Here is a 17,273-nt window from a genome sequence, read left to right on the forward strand (position 1 = left end):
TTCGCGCCTGTTCAGCGCCTGTATCCTGGGCAACGCACGCCACCGCGACAATTGCAGCAGTTTAATAGACGTTGATAATCAGAAAGTCGTGAAGCAGATCGGTGTGAGGCGGGCTGCCATCGCGCCCGGCATTGCGCCCGGCATCGCGCCTGGCATCGCGCCGAACGCGGCAGGAAGTGTGTAAGGTAGCGGGCATTGCATGATTGAACCGTCGCGCCCGGCAAGGCGCCTGTCGCGAATTGCGCGTCCTTTTATCGGGAGTTCCATGATTGATGACCTGATCCAACTGGGCAAGCTGATCAGCCTGGGTCTGGCGCTGATGCTGCCGTTGGCCAATCCGCTGACTTCCATGACGCTGCTGCTGTCGCTGGGCGCGCAGATTCCCTACAAGGAACGCGAACGCCAGGTTACGCAAGCGGCGTTTTACGTGGTGGGCGTGATGCTGGTCACCTACTACGCCGGCGCGTGGATCATGCATACCTTTGGAATTTCGATTCCCGGATTGCGCATCGCGGGCGGGCTGATCGTGGTCAGTATCGGCTTCAGCATGCTGTTTCCGCCCGCTGAGCCGCGCACGCTGGCCGCCGAAGCCGCTGCCGACGCACAGACACGGCAGACGCCCAACATCGCCTTCGTGCCGCTGGCGTTGCCCGGCACGGCGGGGCCCGGCACCATCGCCATGATCATCAGCGGCGCGGCCTCGGTGGACGCAACCATCACGCCGCAATACGCGCCGTGGGTCGTTGCCGTGACGCCGGTCATCGTGTTCGCGCTGCTGGGCCTGTTGTTCTGGGTGTGCCTGCGATCAGCGGGCCGTATCGTCGCCGTGATCGGGCAAAGCGGCGTTGAGGCCATTTCGCGCGTCATGGGCTTTTTGCTGGTGTGCATGGGCGTGCAATTCGTCATCAACGGCGTTATGGAAATCGTGGGCGTTCATGCCGGTGGCTAAGAGGGCGGTGCGCAGGGCGGCGGCCATGGTGGGACGTGTGTTGCTGACCTTGCTGTTGGCGGGGTCAGCGTTGTGGGGATGCCTGGCGCTGGCCTATCAGGCGCCCGGCGGCAACTGGGGCAAGGGCGCTGCGGGCGTCGCATGGACGGCGCTTTGCGTGGTGGCGATGGTGGCCGTGTGGCGGGCAGCACCGTGGCGACGGCGCGCGGGCTGGGCCTACGTAGTCGGGCTGGCGTTGCTGTGCGCCTGGTGGCAAACGCTGGCGCCATCCAACGACCGCATCTGGGCCGACGACGTGGCCCGCATGTTGCGCGGGTCCGTGCAAGGTTCCGTCGTCACCCTGCAAAACGTCCGTAATTTCGACTGGCGCGCGGACGACGACTACACCGTCCGCTGGGAAGCGCGCCAATACGATCTGGACCAGCTGGTCTCCGTTGACATGGCGCTGTCCTACTGGGACGGCCCGGCCATTGCCCATACGCTGGTGTCCTTCGGCTTTGCCGACGGCCGCCACGTTGTCTTCTCGGTTGAAATCCGCAAAGAACGCGGCGAGCAATTCTCGGAAATCGGCGGCTTCTTCAAGCAGTTCGAACTCAGCGTTGTGGCCGCCGAAGAACGCGACATCCTGTATGTCCGCGCCGGGCCGCGTGGCGAAAACGTCTACCTGTACCCGGTCCACATGCCCCCAGACGCCATGCGCCGGCTGTTCCTGTCCTACGTGGACACGGCCAACGCCCTGACCACCACGCCGCGCTTCTATCACACGGTCACCGCCAACTGCACCACGCTGGTCTATCACATGGTCAACGCCATCGTGCCCGGCCTGCCACTGGATTACCGCCTGCTGCTGTCGGGCTACCTGCCCGAATACCTGTACGAACAGGGCGGCCTGGACACCAGTGTGCCGCTGGACGCGCTGCGCAAGCGGGCGGCGGTGGGGGCGCTGACGACGCCGGAGGAGAATCCGGTGGCGTTTTCGAGGCGGATTCGGCGCTGAACGGCAGCAGGCTGGCGTTTTCGGCCCAGCGGAATACACCTGTTTCTCGTAATTACGGAACAGTGTTTTCCAGTGCGCATTTCACGCCAATTTCACGCTTGTGCAGTAAATTACCTTCCAGCTGCGGCAGATGTTAGTTTTCTGAACGCGATCTTTCATCCGGTATCCGAACCGGTAGGTTTTTTAAGGAGTGCGTCAGATGCTTTGGCTGACGCTGGTTATTACCTTCATTCTCGCGGTCGCCGTCGGCGCCGTGCTGTCCCGTCATCCGGGCATAGTGTTGTACGACTGGCTTGCAACGCGCCAAGTCAACCGAAAAGCGGCTGCCCAAGAGCGGCGGCGTCTTGCGCAATTGCCCACGCATGCGCACACGCATCCGGCACCGGCGCCTTCTGTCGGCTAGTTGCTCGTCGCTTGAAGGCGCTTGCGCGGACGTCCGCGCACGTTGCTTCAGCGTCTATCGCGTCTATCCCGCCGGCCGCTCCAGCCCCAGATGCCCCCGCAGCGTAGTGTGTTCGTATTCCGTACGAAACAAGCCGCGCTGCTGCAACACGGGCACCACCTGGTCCACGAAGTCATCGATGCCGCCCGGCAACGACGGCGGCATCAGGTTGAAGCCGTCGGCGCCTTCGTTACGGAACCAGTGTTCCATCCGGTCTGCGATTTGCTCGGGCGTGCCCACCATCGTGCAATGGCCGCCACCCGCCGCCAGGCGGCCCAGCAGTTGTCGCACGGTGGGTTGCTCGGTTTCAATGATGCGCAAAATGGTTGCGTAGCGGCCCTTGGGGCCCTTGAATTCATGCAGCGGCACCAGCGCGGGCACGGGGGCGTCCAGCTCCCAGGTGCTGCAATCTTGCAGCACGAAGGTGCCCAACTGCCGTAGCGATGCGTCGCTGGGCAGCAACACGTCCAGCTCGCGCTGCTTGGCGCGGGCTTCGGCTTCGGTTGACCCCACGTATGTAACCAGCCCCGGCATGATGGGCACGAAGGCGGTGCGCCCTGCGTCGCGTACGCGCTGCTTGATGTCGCGGTAATACGATTGCGCGGCCGGCAGGTCATAGGCCACGGCGTAGATCGCCTCGGCTCGCCGGGCGGCCAGGTCGCGGCCTTGGTCGGATGCACCGGCCTGGAACAGCACCGGGTGGCCTTGCGGCGGGCGTGGCACGGTCAGCGGGCCGTCCACCAGGAAGTGGTCGCCGTGATGGTGGATCGGGCGCACGCGCTCGGGCACGCCATAGACGCCGTTGCGGTCGATGGTCAGGGCATCGTCCTTCCATGAATCGAACAAGCGCAACGCTACGTCCACGAATTCTTCGGCGCGCGCGTAGCGCCAGTCGTGCCCCGGCATGGCTTCAAAGCCGTGGTTGCGGGCTTCGGCGTCGAACATCGACGTGACGACGTTCCAGCCCATGCGTCCGCCCGATATGTGATCCAGCGACGCCACCATGCGCGCCGCGTGGAACGGCGTGAAAAAGGTGCTGGACACGGTGCTGATCAAGCCGATGTGCGTGGTGGCGCGCGCGATGGCGGCCATGGTCGTCAGCGGCTCCAGGTACCAGCGCGGGCCGTCGCCGATGTTGTCGGTGGACTGGCCGTCGGCAAAGAAAATGGCGTCCAGCTTGCCGCGTTCCGCCGTGCGCGCCAGCGATTCGTAATAGCGGATATCGCCCAGGCGTTCAGCAGCCGAGTCCGGATGCCGCCAGGCGGCGCGGTGGTGGCCGCAGCCGAAGATGAACAGGTTCAGGTGCAACATGGCGATCAGTTCTTCACGAGGCCGCCGTCCACGACCAGGTTCTGGCCGGTGACGCTGCGCGACCAGGGGCTGGCAAAGAACAGCACGGCATCGGCAAACTGTTCCGGCGTGGTGACGGTGCGCAGCGGCGTGCTGGCGGCGATCAGGTCGAACACGGCTTCTGGCGTGGCGGCCGACGCGTCAGTGGTGCGCAAGAGGCCGCCGGACACCATGTTGACCGTGATGCCGTCGGGCCCCAGGTCCTGCGACAGCGTGCGCGTGAACGACAGCAGCGCGGCCTTGGCGGCGGTGTAGTCGTGATACGGCACCACCGGGTTCTGGACCAGGTTGGTGCCGATGTTGATGATGCGGCCCACCCCAGCCTGGCGCATGCCGGGCAGGGCGGCTTGCGTCGTGTTCAGCGCGCCGCGCACGCTGCCTTCGATCTGCTGATTCAAGTGGTCCCAGGTCAGCGTGTCGGCATGGGGGCGCGCGTCGCCGTTGAAGGCGAAGGCGGGCAGGGCGTTGTTGACCACCGTGGTGACGGGCATGCCGAAGTGGCTTTGCGCCTGGGCGATCATGGCGGCGACGGCGGTTGCGTCGCGCACGTCGGCCTGAACCGCCAGCGTCCGTTGCGGCGCGGTGGCGGCCAGCGCCTGCGCGGCCTGGGCGCTGTTCAGGTAATTGATCACCACCTTTGCGCCTTCCCGCAAAAAGGCCCGCGTGATGTGCGCACCCAATCCGCGGGCGCCTCCCGTCACGATTACCAGTTGTTCATTCAAGGCGGGGGCGGGGTGGGCAATGGGCATGGTGGGCTCGTCGGTTCACCGGCACGCGTGCAATCAGGTGCCGCAAGCGGGCGAACTTAGCATAAATCGATGCGTTGACATTGGCTTGCCGCGACCCTAATCTTGCGGCAATTCCTGGGGGAGCCTGTTTGGCTGAGATTCCGCGTTGTCGCGGTAACCCTTTGAACCTGATCCGGGTAATGCCGGCGAAGGGAAGGACATCGCGCCATTCGCGCGCCCTCCCTAGTGCTTTGATTCATCAGCGGCCCGCCTTGCGGACGGTGCCGCAACGCGCGCCCGGCCGTTTGCCGGGCCAGGGAGGACCGCTTTCCATGCTGACCCAAACCACCGCCTTGATGTGGCTGCTGCTCTTTTCGGGTGGCTTTGCCGCCGCCAGCGTGCTGTATACGCGACGCAAGCGCGGCACGCTGGAAGACTACATCGTGGCGCGCAACAGCCAGGGCGCTTTTGGCACCATCCTGACGCTGATGGCGTCCACGCTGGGCGCCTGGATTCTGTTTTCGCCGGCGCAGGCCGCCACCTGGGGCGGCTTGGCGGCGGTTATCGGCTACGCGCTGGGGTCCATGTCGCCGCGCCTGGTCATGATCCCGCTGGGCCGGCGCATGCGCGAACTGATCCCGCACGGTCACACGCTGACGGAATTCCTGATGGCGCGGTACGGGCGGCCTATGTACGGGCTGGCGCTGTTCATCATGCTGTTCTACCTGTTCATCGCGCTGTCGGCCGAGGTCACGGCCATTGCCAAGCTGGTCACCATGCTGGCGCCGGTGCCGCTGTGGGCCACGGCCGCCATCGTGATGGGCACGACGCTGCTCTACACCACGTATGGCGGCTTGCGATCATCGATCTTCACCGATCAGGTGCAGATGATGGTCATCGTGCCGCTGCTGGTGATTCTGTGCGTGGTGGGCTGGCAGGCGGCGGGCGGGGCGTTGCCGACGATCGAGGCTTTACGCGCCAAGGCGCCACAGCTGCTGGATCTGACCGATCCCGTGGGCGTCAAAGCCGGCCTGACCTTCTTCGTGGCGATTTTGCTGACCGGCATCTTCCACCAGGGCAATTGGCAGCGCATCTATGCCGCCAAAGACACGCGGTCGATGCGCAATGGTTTTTTGCTGGGGGGTATCCTGGCCGCGCCGTTCATCTTCCTGATGGGTTTGTTCGGCCTGGCGTTTGTCGGGCTGGCGCCGCAGGGGGATAGTTCCATCGCGCTGTTCAGCGTCATCATGCCGCACGCGCCCGCCTGGTTCGTGATCGCGCTGATCCCGTTGGGCCTGTCGTTGGTCATGAGCACGGCCGACACCGCCATCAGCGCCGTGTCCAGCATCGTGGCGGTGGATATGCGCCGCCTGATGCCGCGCGCCACCGGCATGGACATGAAGCGTCTGGCGCGCTGGGCGGTGTTGCTGCTGGCGATTCCGGTGATGATCGTGGCCTCGCAGGGCTATAGCGTGCTGTACCTGTTCCTACTGGCCGACCTGCTGTGCTCGGCCGCCGCGTTTCCGGTGTTCTATGGCCTGTTCAGCCGCAAGCACGATGGCGTCACCGCAACGACCGCGACGGTCGCGGGGCTGGCGGCCGGGCTGTTCTTCTTTCCGGCGCCGGGCGACAAGCCTACGTTTCTGCTCGAATCGTTCCTGCTGGCCGCCTTTGCCCCGGTGCTGGTCACCGTGTTGATGCGCGGGATGCGTCGCGGCGTCAAGGAGTTTGATCTGTCGACACTGAGCGCGGCGGTGCGCCGTTTGGACAAGGACCCGGCCTGATGGTGGCTTGAAATCCGGCCTGAAATCCGGCCCGATCCCGCGCCGCCAGCCAAAACAAAAAAGCCTTGGAACACGTTGCGGTGTCCAAGGCTTTCTTGTCTGGAATATTGGTGGAGCGGAGGAGGATCGAACTCCCGACCTTCGCATTGCGAACGCGACGCTCTCCCAGCTGAGCTACCGCCCCAATGAAGCAAGAGCAAAACTATACCTGAACAATAAAGCGCCGCGCAATACGGCGCGGCGCAATTATTTTCAGACGAATTCCAGGGTGGCCACCACCGGCGCGTGGTCCGACGGCTGCTCGTTGCGGCGCGGCTCTTTGTCGATGACGCAGGCCACGCAGCGCTTGACCAGCGGGGCCGACAACAACACGTGGTCGATCCGCAGGCCGGCATTGCGACGGAAGGCGAATTGCCGGTAATCCCACCACGAAAACGACTTTTCGGGCTGCTCGAACAGGCGGAACGAATCGGTCAGGCCCAGCTCCATCAGGCTGCGCAAGGCCGCGCGTTCCGGTTCAGACACCAGCACCTGGCCTTCCCATTTCTCGGGGTTGTGCACGTCTTCATCGGCCGGGGCGACGTTGTAGTCACCCAGCACCGCCAAGCGCGGATACTGCTTGATTTCCTCGGCCAGCCAGTTGCGCATGGCGTCAAACCAGGCCAGCTTGTACAAATACTTGTCCGAATCCACCGCCTGACCATTGGGGCAGTACGCACAAACAACGCGCACGTCGCCTTCGGGGCTGGGAAACGTCAGCGCCAGCACGCGCTGCTGCGGATCGTCGTAGCCGGGAATATTGCGCACCATCGACGTACCCGGCACGCGCGACACAATCGCCACGCCGTTATACGTTTTCTGCCCCGCCCAAACCGCGTGGTAACCGGCTTCCTTGAACGCCGCCTCCGGAAACTTGTCGTCGGTCAGCTTCAGTTCCTGAATGCACAGCACATCGACAGGATTGGCAGCCAGCCAATCCAGCACCTGCTGCAGGCGTACATTCAGGGAGTTCACGTTCCAAGTAGCTAATTTCATGTGTCTGGTAGGGCCTTTATTTATTCATGCGAGTCTTGGCGAGGTCGCCCTGCCGAGGCCGGCTCAGCAACTTGTCTGGCCAGTTCTCCGGTAGGGGCGTCGGCGGGCGCCAGGAATAGGGGCAGATGATACCGTGGCGACGGCGAAGCTTCGGATGCAGGCGCGACTCGCGGTGGCTGGCTTGCCTGCGCTCGTATCAATGCTCAGACCCGCTATTGAGCATCCGGCTCTTGGCCTTTTCGATATGGGAGCGCATGACGTTGCGGGCGCCGTCGGCGTCTTGGGCCTGGATCAAGCGGTACAGGTGGCGGTGTTCGTCGATGGCGGCGCGGGTGCGTTTCCAGGGTTCGCTGTGGACCAGGTGGCGCATGACGTTGACGGCGTGGCTGACGTCGTATTCCAGTGACTTGAGCACTTGCACGAAGCGCTGGTTGCTGGTGGCGGCGGCGATGGCTTGGTGAAAGCCGTAGTCGTAGTGATGCGCGATGGCGCCGGAGGCGTCGGCTTCTTCGTAGCCCGTCAGCATGCGGTCCATGTCGTGCAAGTCGTCGCTGCTGCGGCGCAGGGCGGCCAGGTAGGCGCATTCGGGCTCGATCACCATGCGTAGTTCCAGGCCTTCCAGGATGTGGCCGACGCGGCGCGCCGGGTCAACGGCGGGCATGCCGCCCATCAGGTCGGGCTTGGCGCGCACGTAGGTGCCGGAGCCTCGGATCGAGTCCACCAACCGGTCTTCGCGCAGGCGGTCCAGCGCTTGTCGGACCACCGGGCGCGACACCTCGAACAGCGCGGCCAATTCCAATTCAGTGGGCAGCTTGTTGCCCGGCGCGATCTTGCCGGTGGCGATGGCGTAGAACAGGCTTTCGTAGACGCGTTCGGCAAAGCGCTCGGCGCGGACATAGCCCAGGCCAGAGGCCACGTCCGCCAGCACGTCCAATTCGGGGCGGGGACGGGAAGCGGATTCCAGTAGTGCGTCCAGCTGCGGGTCACGCTCGTTGCTCATTGGCGCGTTCCTGAAAGTGAATAGCGTGAAGAAAGTGGAAGTTTGTCAGTCGCCATGACAACATCGCGGTATCCGGGAAAAATTCCAGGGTAGATACAGATCAGTAACCGTCTGATAGATAAGGGATTACCCGAATCCTCAGTCAAAAATTCCGAGCCTTGGATAGAAAGCTGTCAATTCAATTGACAAGTTATGCCGGCCTCCCGTAATTTGCCACAAACGACATCGCCCGCGCCGCTGACGCGCGGACGGCGACCCGGGCTTTCCCGTGGCGCCCGGCCATCGGCAAGAACCGGCAAACCCGGAATGACCGCCTGGCCGCATCCGAGACAACACGACCACCGCCAATATGGGCTGCCGCACACCTACCGCTACCTTGCACTTTTTATCGTGCCGGGAACGTTGCGCGCGCGTCGGCGCCTTTTCCGCAACTGGCCGTTCGGCCGCTACTTTACTCCGCACACCGTGACTCAGAAGAACTTTATCGCCAATCAATGGGTGGCCTCTGCCACCGGTGAAACCATTGCCGTCGTGAACCCGTCCGATGGCAAGCCCTTCGAGGCGATTGCCCGATCCGGCGAGGCGGACGTAGACCGCGCCGTGCAGGCCGCGCGCCAGGCGTTTGAGGGCGAGTGGGGCCAGATGGCGCCCGCCGTGCGCAGCCGCCTGCTGATGAAGATTGCGTTTGCCCTGCTGGACCGCCAGGAAGAGCTGGCTCAACTGGAATCCGCCGATACCGGCAAGCCCATCAAGCAGGCGCGCGCCGACGCCGCCGCGGTGGCGCGTTATTTCGAGTTCTATGCCGGCGCCGTCGACAAGCTGCATGGCGAGACCATTCCCTACACCCCGGGCTTCACCGTGCTGACCGTGCGCGAAGCGCATGGCGTGACGGGCCACATCGTGCCCTGGAACTACCCGCTACAGATCTTTGGCCGCAGCGTTGGCGCGGCGCTGGCCGCCGGCAACGCCTGCGTGGTCAAGCCCGCTGAAGACGCGTGCCTGTCGCTGCTGAAGCTGGCCGAGATTGCCGCTGAAGTCGGCCTGCCCGCGGGCGCGCTGAACATCGTCACCGGCTACGGCCATGAAGCGGGCGCGGCGCTGTCGGCGCATCCCGGCATCGACCATATCTCGTTCACGGGTTCGCCGCAGACCGGCAAGATGGTGGCCCATGCCGCCGCCGATAACCACGTGCCGGTGACGCTGGAACTGGGCGGCAAGTCGCCCCAGATCGTGTTCGATGACGCCGACCTGGACGCCGCCATGCCGGTGCTGCTGGCAGCCATCATCCAGAACGCCGGCCAGACGTGCTCGGCGGGCAGCCGCGTATTGATTCAGCGTGGCGTGTACGAAACGGTGCTCAAGCGCCTGTCGGACGCCTTCGCCGCAACCGTTACCGGCCCGGCCGCAAAGGACCTGGACGTGGGTCCGCTGATCAGCGGCCGCCAGCACGATCGCGTGCGCGGTTTTCTGGCCGAAGCGCAAGCGGAAGGCTTGAAGGTTGCCGCGCGCGGCCAGCTTCAGGACGGTGCGCCCGAGTCGGGCTACTACCAGCCGCCCGTGCTGTTCCGCGACGTGCCGCCCAACAGCCGCCTGGCGCAGGAAGAAGTGTTTGGCCCGGTGCTGGCCGCCATGGTGTTCGACACCGAGCAAGAAGCGCTGGAAATCGCCAATGGCACGCTGTACGGCCTGGTGGCGGGCGTGTGGACGCGCGACGGGGCCCGCCAGATGCGTCTGGCCCGCCAACTGCGCGCCGGCCAGGTCTTCATCAATAACTATGGCGCCGGCGGCGGCGTGGAACTGCCGTTTGGTGGCTCGCGCCAGTCGGGCTATGGCCGCGAAAAGGGCTTTGAAGCGCTGTACGGCTTCACCACGCTCAAGACCATCGCCATCCGTCATTGATGGCTGGCGGGTGACGCCAGTTACCCGCATGCGGCGCGGCGGTCCGGAGCAAAATATCGGTTAACGTTGATGTTTTGCTTCTGGGGCCCGCCGCCCCGTATTCAGGATCAGTATGTTCACCGGTATTGTTCAAGGCACCGCGACGATCGCAAAGATCGCGGACCGCGAAGGCCTGCGCACCTTCACGCTGGATTTCCCCCCTGGTTTCTGTGTAGACCTGGCCATCGGCGCCAGCGTATCGACGGACGGCGTCTGCCTGACCGTCACTGAACTGCTGTCCGACAACCAGGCCACGTTCGACGTGATGCTGCAAAGCCTGGCCATCACCACGCTGGGCAGCTACGCCGAAGGCGACCGCGCCAACGTCGAGCGCGCTGCCAAGGACGGGGCCGAGATCGGCGGGCATCCGCTGTCGGGGCACGTCGATTTCACGTCTGAAGTCATCATGGTGAAGTCGTCCGACACCAATCGCCTGATGCGTTTCAGCATTCCCGAAGCTTTCCGCAAATACGTGTTCGCCAAGGGCTATATCGCCATCAACGGCGCCAGCCTGACTGTGTCGGACGTGAACCGCGCCGAAGGCTGGTTTGAAGTGTGGCTGATTCCCGAAACGCGCCGCATGACGGTGTTCGAAGACAAGCAGGTGGGCGCCTTCGTCAACATTGAAATCGAGCGCAGCACGCAGGTCATGGTCGATACCGTGCGCGAAACGGTGCAGGAAAGCCTGGGCAAGCTGCAACCGCTGCTGGAAGCCATCCTGAAGGAAAAGGGGCTGACACTTGAAGACTTTGTCAGCCCGGGGGCCAAGCTGAAATAACGCGTCCGGGGCGCGTACCCCGGACGGTTTATCCCCCAGCGTTATTGCCCGAAGGGCCGTCCCTCGGGGCGTACGCGCATACCCGGTTGCAAGCGCGTCCAAGGCAGGTCGGCCGGGTCGGCCTGCATCGGGCCGGGCGCCTTGGCCACCAGCACGTCGTGCGCAATCGGCTGGAAGTCGGCGCGAAAGTGCACCGAGCTTTTCACGACCAATATCCCCATTTCCTCAGGCTGCACACCGCCCACGCGGAACAGGTTGCGGTCCAGCATCTGCGCCTTGCTGGCGCTGACCACCACGCGCACGCCGCCGATACGCAAGCCCGCCACGGCGCCCAGGTCCACGTCCATGCCGTGCATCATCGGGCCATCAAAACGAAGCTTGCCGGGCGACAGCGTTTCCACGACAAAGTCCCCCGTAAACGGGGAATCGCCCGCAACGCCGGACTGCCCGCCCAGGCTTAACGTGACGGTCTGGCCGATGCCGGCGGCGGTGGCGGCGCGCACGGCGTCCGGGTCGTACAGCAGGCCCAGCGCGGCGTTCTGCGCGTCCGCCTCGACCAGCGCGCGCAGCATGCCGGTGGTATTGGCGTCGCCGCCCGCGCCGGGGTTGTCCTGCGTATCCGCGATCACGATGGGGCGAGACGCGCCCGCGGCCAGATCCTGGGCGCGCCGCACGGCATCGGCCGGTTCCAGGAAGTCGGGCGACCATTGCGGTTCCAGCTCAAGCACCTGCCGGTATAGCGTTTCAGTGACGTGTTCCACGGCCGCCGCGTCGGTGCCGTACGCCCACACAACGGGGCCGCATTCCGGAAAGTCCGCTGCCGGAAAACCCGGCGCGAACGATATCGATGTGACGCCCGCCGTTTGCTCCAGGTGCGCCAGCGCGTCGTACACGCCTTTGGACGGTTGCAGCATGGTGCACATGCCGTTGATCGGGATCAGGAAGGGCAGGCGGCGCACGTGCATCGTCCAGTGGTCGCCCGCCGCAATGCGCGCCAGCAAGAGGCGGGCCGCGTGTTCGCCCGTGTCGGCCATGTCCACGTGCGGATAGGTGCGAAAGGCGACCAGCGCATCGGCCTGTTGCAGCATCTGCGCGGTGACGTTGGCGTGCAGGTCCAGGCTGGCGACCACGGGCACGGCGGGGCCGACAATCTGGCGCAGGCGCGCCAGCAGTTCGCCTTCGCCGTCGTCCAGGTGTTCGGTCACCATCGCGCCGTGCAGGTCCAGGTAGACGGCGTCGTAGGGGCGGGCGCGCGCGGCGTCCAGGATTTCGCCGGCGATGCGTTCGAAGGCGTCACGCGTCACGTGCGCGGATGGGCTGGCGCCGGCCCAGATCACCGGATGCACGGTGTGCCCGGCCGCCTGGATGGCGTTGATGAAGCCGCCGGCGGGAATGTTGACCGAACGCAGCGCCAGCATGTCCTGGCCGCGCACCATCGCGGGAAAGCCTTCGCCGCGGACAAAGTTGTCATACCCGGCCTTGGATGGCGCAAAGGTATTGGTCTCGTGCTGGAATCCAGCCACCAGGATGTGCATGTTTTTTCCTCTTGGATTTTTGAATGTGTGTCGTGGTCTTGCGGCGTAGCCGTTGCCGACGGGACGATTATTGGAGACGTACCAGGGTTTGGCAATAGCGCAAAACCGGGCCGCGCCGCCCGGGGGGGCTGGCCGCCGGGCCAGACCGGCGTGCAAGGTGTTTTTAGAAAGTCTTGATATTCAAATGCAGCAATGGCAATGCTTTCCAGGCAAAAATGGCTGGAAAGCCGCATGAACGTTCAAGAAATTTCTGAAATTCCCATAAGACGGTCGTTTCGAGGCGAATCGGAATACAATGGCGACACTTTCGGAGGTTCTTATGTCGGTCATATCCGATATCAAAATTCGCCCCCTAGAGCGCGGCGATCTGCACTTTGTGCACAAGATCAACAACAACGACGTCATCATGCGGTACTGGTTCGAAGAGCCCTACGAGGCCTATGACGAACTGGTCGCACTCTATGACCGCCACCTGCACGATCAAAACGAACGGCGCTTCATCATCGAGCACGATACCGGGCAGCCCGCCGGCCTGGTCGAACTGGTTGAAATCGACTACATCCACCGCCGTGCCGAATTCCAGATCATCATTGCGCCCAGCTACCAGGGCCGGGGTTACGCCAAGGCGGCCACTCGCATCGCCGTGGGCTATGCGTTTCGCGTGCTGAACATGCACAAGGTTTATCTGGTGGTCGACAAGGACAATACCGCTGCCGTGCACGTCTACGAACGCTGCGGTTTCCAGATCGAAGGGCTGATGAAAGAAGAGTTCTTTTCCAACGGCGCCTATCGCGACGCCTACCGTATGGCGCTGCTGCAACACGAACACCTGCGCGACGTCGGCCCCGGTGCACCCGATGCACCGGTGCTGCGCGACTGGCCGCAGGAAGAGCAGACGGGCTAAGCAAGCCCGTCCCGCCAACGCGTCACTGCATCACTGCGTCACTGCATCACTGCCGCGCCCGCATCACTGCGCCGCGCGCAGCAGGCGCAGGCCGTTGGCCACCACCAGCAGGCTGGCGCCCACATCGGCGAACACGGCCATCCACAGCGTGGCGTTGCCCGTCATGGCCAGCGCCAGGAACACCACCTTGATACCCAGCGCCAGCACGATGTTCTGGATCAGCACGCGGTGGGTGGCGCGTGACAGGCGCAAAAATGTTCCGATCTTGCGCAGGTCATCGTCCATCAGGGCGACGTCCGCCGTTTCAATTGCCGTTCCCGTGCCGGCCGCGCCCATCGCAAAACCGATGTCGGCGCGCGCCAGTGCGGGGGCATCGTTGATGCCGTCGCCCACCATGCCCACCTTGCCGGCGCTTGCCTCGTTGGCCGCCAGCTTGCTTTCGATGGCGGTCAGCTTGTCTTCCGGCAACTGATCTCCCCGCGCTTCGTCTATGCCCACCTGCTGCGCGATGGCTTGCGCGGTGGGCGTGTTGTCGCCGGTCAGCATCAGCGTGCGCACCCCCAGCGCGTGCAGGTCGGCGATGGCCTCGGCGCTGCTGGATTTGACCGTGTCGGCCACAGCGGCCAGCGCCAGCACGCGCTGCCCGTCGGTCAATGCGATGGCGCTTTTGCCCTGGCGTTCCAATTCGTCCATGCGGGCTTCCAGCTTGGGGCTGGACACGCCCGCGTCGCGCATCAGGCGGCGGTTGCCCAATTGGAAGGTCACGCCATCGATCCGCGCGCTGACGCCACGGCCGGGCAGGGCGGTGAAGGCGTCCACGTCCAGCAGCGTCTTGCCGGCCTCGCGTGCCGCGTTCGCCACGGCCAGCGACACGGGGTGGTCCGAGCGCGCCGCCAGGCTGGCCGCGATCAACGTGGCGGGGTGGCGGGTGGCGTCGGACACGTCCCAGTCTTGCAGGTCGGTCTGCACCGGTTTGCCGTGGGTCAGCGTGCCGGTCTTGTCCAGCGCCAGCCACTTCAGGTTGCGGCCTTCTTCCAGATACACGCCACCCTTGATCAGGATGCCCCGGCGCGAGGCCGCCGTCAGGCCGCTGACGATGCTGACCGGCGTCGAAATCACCAAGGCGCAGGGGCAGGCAATGATCAGCAGCGCCAATGCGCGGTAGATCGCGTCAAACCAAGGTTGGCCCCACAGCAGCGGGGGCACGGTTGCCACCAGCAGCGCCACCGCCACCACGGCGGGCGTGTAGATGCGCGAGAAGCGGTCGATGAAGCGTTGCGTGGGGGCGCGAGCGCCTTGCGCTTGCTCGACGGCATGGATGATGCGGGCCAGCGTGGTGTTGCCGGCTGCGGCGGTGACGCGGTATTCGAACGAGCCCGCGGCGTTCACGGTGGCTGCGTAGACGGGGTCGTCCTGCGCCTTTTCCACGGGCAGGCTTTCACCGGTGATCGGCGATTGGTCCACGGTGGAACGGCCGCTGACGATGATGCCGTCGGCCGCAATGCGTTCGCCGGGGCGTACGCGCACCACATCGCCCACGCTCAGTTGCGCTGCCGGCACCTCAAGCCAGCCGCCATCGGCCTGACGCACGGTGGCGGTTTCGGGCGCCAGGTCCAGCAGGCCGCGCACGGCGTTGCGGGCGCGGTCCAGCGAACGGGCTTCGATCAGCTCGGCCACGTTGAACAGGAACATCACCATGGCGGCTTCGGGCCACTGGCCGATCAGCACCGCGCCGGTCACGGCGATGCTCATCAGCGCGTTGATGTTCAAGTTGCCGTTGCGCACGGCGATCCAGCCCTTGCGGTAAGTGGTGACGCCGCAAGCCAGGATGGCTGCCACGGCCAGCGCGGCCGTGACGCCCCAGTGCCAGCCCGCGAAATGCGAAAACTCGGACAGCCCGGCCAGCACGCCGGCCCCGCCGATCAGCCACCAGTTCACGCGGCTGGCGGCGGCGGGGGTGCCCGCGGCGCCGTCCGCCAGGGGTTCCGGCGTCATGTCCAGCGACTTGATGGCCGCGATGACCCGGTCCAGCGCGCCCTCGGCGTGCACCACCGTCAGCACCCGTTGCATCAGGTTGAAGTCCAGCGCGTGCACGACGTCCAGGCCGTCGAGCTTTTTGCGGATCAGGGTTTCTTCGGTGGGGCAGTCCATCTGCCCGATGCGCAACCGCGCCAGCGCCTGGCCGGGGCCGGCCGTAAGCGTCGCCGCGCCGCTGGCCGACGCCGTAAATGCTTGCCCGCCATGGTCATGGCCGCAGCAGGCGGTGGGGGCGGGGGCGTGATTGTGCTCATGGCCGTGGCTGTGATCGTGATCGTGCCCGTGCTTGTCCGAGCCATGGCTATGGCGCTGGCTGTGATCGTGCCCGCCCGTGCCATGGCTATGGTCATGGCCGCCCTGACCGCGGTCGTGGGCGGCGTGGTCATGCGTGGCGTGGTCGTGCTCGTGGTCCCCGTGGGCGTGGTCATGCCCGCTGCAGCAGGCGTCGGCCTGCCCGCCAGCGCGGTGATCGTGCGATTTGGTCGGAGGAAAAGCCATCTTCTGCGCCTTGTTGAAACGGATGACGCCATTGCACACCTTGGAGTTACTATAGGGTCAAGCCCAAAATTTCACTCGGAATGCGTTCCAGGAGGCGTGATGCGAATCGGCGAATTGGCGACGGCGGCCGGCACTACGGTCGAAACCGTGCGTTATTACGAAAAAGAAGGCCTGCTGCCCGCGCCCGACCGCGGGCTTAACAATTACCGCAGTTACGGCCAGGCCCATTTGGAACGTCTGCGCCTGATCCGCAATTGCCGGGCGCTGGACATGACGCAGGACGAAATCCGCGCGATCCTGTCCCTGGCCGACAACCACCAGAAGGGTTGTGGCCCTATTAATGAGCTGTTCGACGAACACATCTCGCATGTGGATGAACGCATCGCCGAGCTTCTGCAACTGAAAGCCCAACTGACCGAATTGCGCCAGCGTTGCCTGTCTGCGCGCCCGGATACGGACGATTGCGGCATCCTGCACGGCTTGTCCGAAATGCAGGTGGAAGAGCGCCAGGAACGGCATACGCATCTCGGGTGAATCCCCGGCCTGACCGCCACCCATTCACGCCGATGCCCTTGCCGCCGGTCAGGGGATACCCCTATCGGCCGGACGGCATCGCTTAATATGAGAATCTGTCTTTTTTACAAAAGCGCCCGACTCAATGACTGCCACCACCCCCACCGCCACCCCGCTGCACGCGCTGACCTCGCGCCGTTCCTTCAAGTTCCTACGCGCGCCGGCTCCCAAGCCGGACGAGCTGGAACAGATCCTGCAAGCCGCCATGTCGGCGCCCGATCACGGTGCGTTGCGCCCGTGGCGCTTTGTCGTGATTCAAGGCGAGGCCATCGGCAAGCTGGCGGACGTAGCGCTGGATGCCGTCAAGCGCAGCGGCGACCCGCGCATGACGCCCGAGAAAGAAAAGTCGGTGCGCGAATGGATGGCCAGCGTGCCGCTGTTTATCGGCGTGGCGCAGAAAATCGCCCACGGCAACACCAAGATCCCCGAACACGAACAATTGCTGGCCACCGGCTGCGCGGTGATGAACATCCTGAACGCCACGCACATGCTGGGCTACGCCGCGTTCTGGAGCACCGGCGTGGGCACCTACGTTGAAGACGTGCAGAACGCCCTGGGGCTGGATTCGCTGGACTACCGCTTCCTGGGTTACCTGGCCATCGGCACGCCGGGTTGCGCCGTGCCGCCGGCCAACCGCCCGGACTTCCGCGAGTTCGTCTCGGAGTGGACCGGGCCCGTCTAAGGGCGGGTTGTTTGGCCAGGCGCCCCACGGGGCGCTTGCGCGC

General features: G+C 64.8%; 15 protein-coding genes, 1 tRNA gene and 1 riboswitch. Of the genes, 9 read left to right on the forward strand and 7 right to left on the reverse strand.

What is annotated here, in order from left to right:
- The first annotated feature begins 265 nt into the window (after positions 1 to 265).
- The 3 genes from DVB37_RS09850 (at position 266) to DVB37_RS09860 (ending at position 2,349) form a co-directional block, all read left to right on the forward strand.
- Positions 266 to 949 (forward strand): MarC family NAAT transporter, encoded by a 684-nt coding sequence (locus DVB37_RS09850; protein WP_046804762.1) that lies wholly within the window; start codon positions 266 to 268, stop codon positions 947 to 949.
- Between the two features lie 25 nt (positions 950 to 974).
- Entirely contained in the window at positions 975 to 1,946 is a 972-nt protein-coding gene (locus tag DVB37_RS09855; protein WP_240434074.1) for a DUF4105 domain-containing protein, read from the forward strand.
- 199 nt (positions 1,947 to 2,145) lie between these two features.
- The gene (locus DVB37_RS09860; RefSeq protein WP_120154882.1) at positions 2,146 to 2,349 is read left to right on the forward strand and encodes a hypothetical protein; all 204 of its coding nucleotides are present in this window, start codon (positions 2,146 to 2,148) and stop codon (positions 2,347 to 2,349) included.
- Positions 2,350 to 2,412: 63 nt separating this feature from the next.
- Here the strand turns inward: DVB37_RS09860 and DVB37_RS09865 are convergent, their stop codons facing one another.
- Positions 2,413 to 3,699: an LLM class flavin-dependent oxidoreductase gene (locus DVB37_RS09865; protein ID WP_205571609.1), complete on the reverse strand. Its 1,287-nt coding sequence runs from the start codon at positions 3,697 to 3,699 to the stop codon at positions 2,413 to 2,415.
- A 5-nt stretch (positions 3,700 to 3,704) separates the two neighbouring features.
- Positions 3,705 to 4,487 carry a 3-oxoacyl-ACP reductase gene (locus tag DVB37_RS09870; RefSeq protein WP_120154886.1) on the reverse strand — a complete coding sequence of 261 codons (783 nt, stop codon included), beginning with the start codon at positions 4,485 to 4,487 and terminating at the stop codon, positions 3,705 to 3,707.
- 106 nt (positions 4,488 to 4,593) lie between these two features.
- A riboswitch (TPP riboswitch) is annotated at positions 4,594 to 4,698 on the forward strand.
- A 100-nt stretch (positions 4,699 to 4,798) separates the two neighbouring features.
- Here DVB37_RS09870 and DVB37_RS09875 point away from each other — a divergent pair.
- Positions 4,799 to 6,250, forward strand: coding sequence for a sodium:solute symporter family protein (locus DVB37_RS09875; protein WP_120154888.1), 1,452 nt, complete (start codon positions 4,799 to 4,801; stop codon positions 6,248 to 6,250).
- A gap of 108 nt (positions 6,251 to 6,358) precedes the next feature.
- Here DVB37_RS09875 and DVB37_RS09880 read toward each other — a convergent pair.
- The 3 genes from DVB37_RS09880 to DVB37_RS09890 form a co-directional block, all read right to left on the reverse strand.
- Positions 6,359 to 6,434, reverse strand: a tRNA-Ala gene (locus tag DVB37_RS09880).
- 68 nt (positions 6,435 to 6,502) lie between these two features.
- Positions 6,503 to 7,285, reverse strand: coding sequence for an exodeoxyribonuclease III (xth, locus tag DVB37_RS09885; RefSeq protein ID WP_104144911.1), 783 nt, complete (start codon positions 7,283 to 7,285; stop codon positions 6,503 to 6,505).
- A gap of 196 nt (positions 7,286 to 7,481) precedes the next feature.
- Entirely contained in the window at positions 7,482 to 8,285 is an 804-nt protein-coding gene (locus DVB37_RS09890) for a FadR/GntR family transcriptional regulator (RefSeq protein WP_046804589.1), read from the reverse strand.
- Between the two features lie 465 nt (positions 8,286 to 8,750).
- Here DVB37_RS09890 and DVB37_RS09895 point away from each other — a divergent pair, with 465 nt between their 5' ends.
- A complete protein-coding gene (locus DVB37_RS09895) occupies positions 8,751 to 10,184 on the forward strand; it encodes an aldehyde dehydrogenase family protein (protein ID WP_046804645.1) in 1,434 nt (477 codons plus the stop codon).
- Between the two features lie 112 nt (positions 10,185 to 10,296).
- Entirely contained in the window at positions 10,297 to 11,001 is a 705-nt protein-coding gene (locus DVB37_RS09900) for a riboflavin synthase subunit alpha (protein WP_120154890.1), read from the forward strand.
- Between the two features lie 41 nt (positions 11,002 to 11,042).
- Here the strand turns inward: DVB37_RS09900 and DVB37_RS09905 are convergent, their stop codons facing one another.
- Positions 11,043 to 12,536: a M81 family metallopeptidase gene (locus DVB37_RS09905; protein WP_120154892.1), complete on the reverse strand. Its 1,494-nt coding sequence runs from the start codon at positions 12,534 to 12,536 to the stop codon at positions 11,043 to 11,045.
- Positions 12,537 to 12,855: 319 nt separating this feature from the next.
- Here DVB37_RS09905 and speG point away from each other — a divergent pair, with 319 nt between their 5' ends.
- Positions 12,856 to 13,440 carry a spermidine N1-acetyltransferase gene (gene speG, locus DVB37_RS09910; RefSeq protein WP_006218930.1) on the forward strand — a complete coding sequence of 195 codons (585 nt, stop codon included), beginning with the start codon at positions 12,856 to 12,858 and terminating at the stop codon, positions 13,438 to 13,440.
- Between the two features lie 63 nt (positions 13,441 to 13,503).
- Here speG and DVB37_RS09915 read toward each other — a convergent pair whose 3' ends face one another.
- The gene (locus tag DVB37_RS09915) at positions 13,504 to 15,975 is read right to left on the reverse strand and encodes a heavy metal translocating P-type ATPase (protein WP_120157437.1); all 2,472 of its coding nucleotides are present in this window, start codon (positions 15,973 to 15,975) and stop codon (positions 13,504 to 13,506) included.
- Between the two features lie 99 nt (positions 15,976 to 16,074).
- Between DVB37_RS09915 and cadR the strand changes: the two genes are divergently transcribed.
- On the forward strand, positions 16,075 to 16,509 hold the full coding sequence (cadR, locus tag DVB37_RS09920; RefSeq protein WP_046804592.1) for a Cd(II)/Pb(II)-responsive transcriptional regulator: 435 nt from the start codon (positions 16,075 to 16,077) through the stop codon (positions 16,507 to 16,509).
- Between the two features lie 124 nt (positions 16,510 to 16,633).
- Positions 16,634 to 17,230 (forward strand): nitroreductase, encoded by a 597-nt coding sequence (locus DVB37_RS09925; protein WP_104144915.1) that lies wholly within the window; start codon positions 16,634 to 16,636, stop codon positions 17,228 to 17,230.
- Positions 17,231 to 17,273 lie beyond the last annotated feature (43 nt).

The organism is Achromobacter sp. B7 (assembly GCF_003600685.1).
Taxonomy (GTDB): domain Bacteria; phylum Pseudomonadota; class Gammaproteobacteria; order Burkholderiales; family Burkholderiaceae_B; genus Achromobacter; species Achromobacter spanius_B.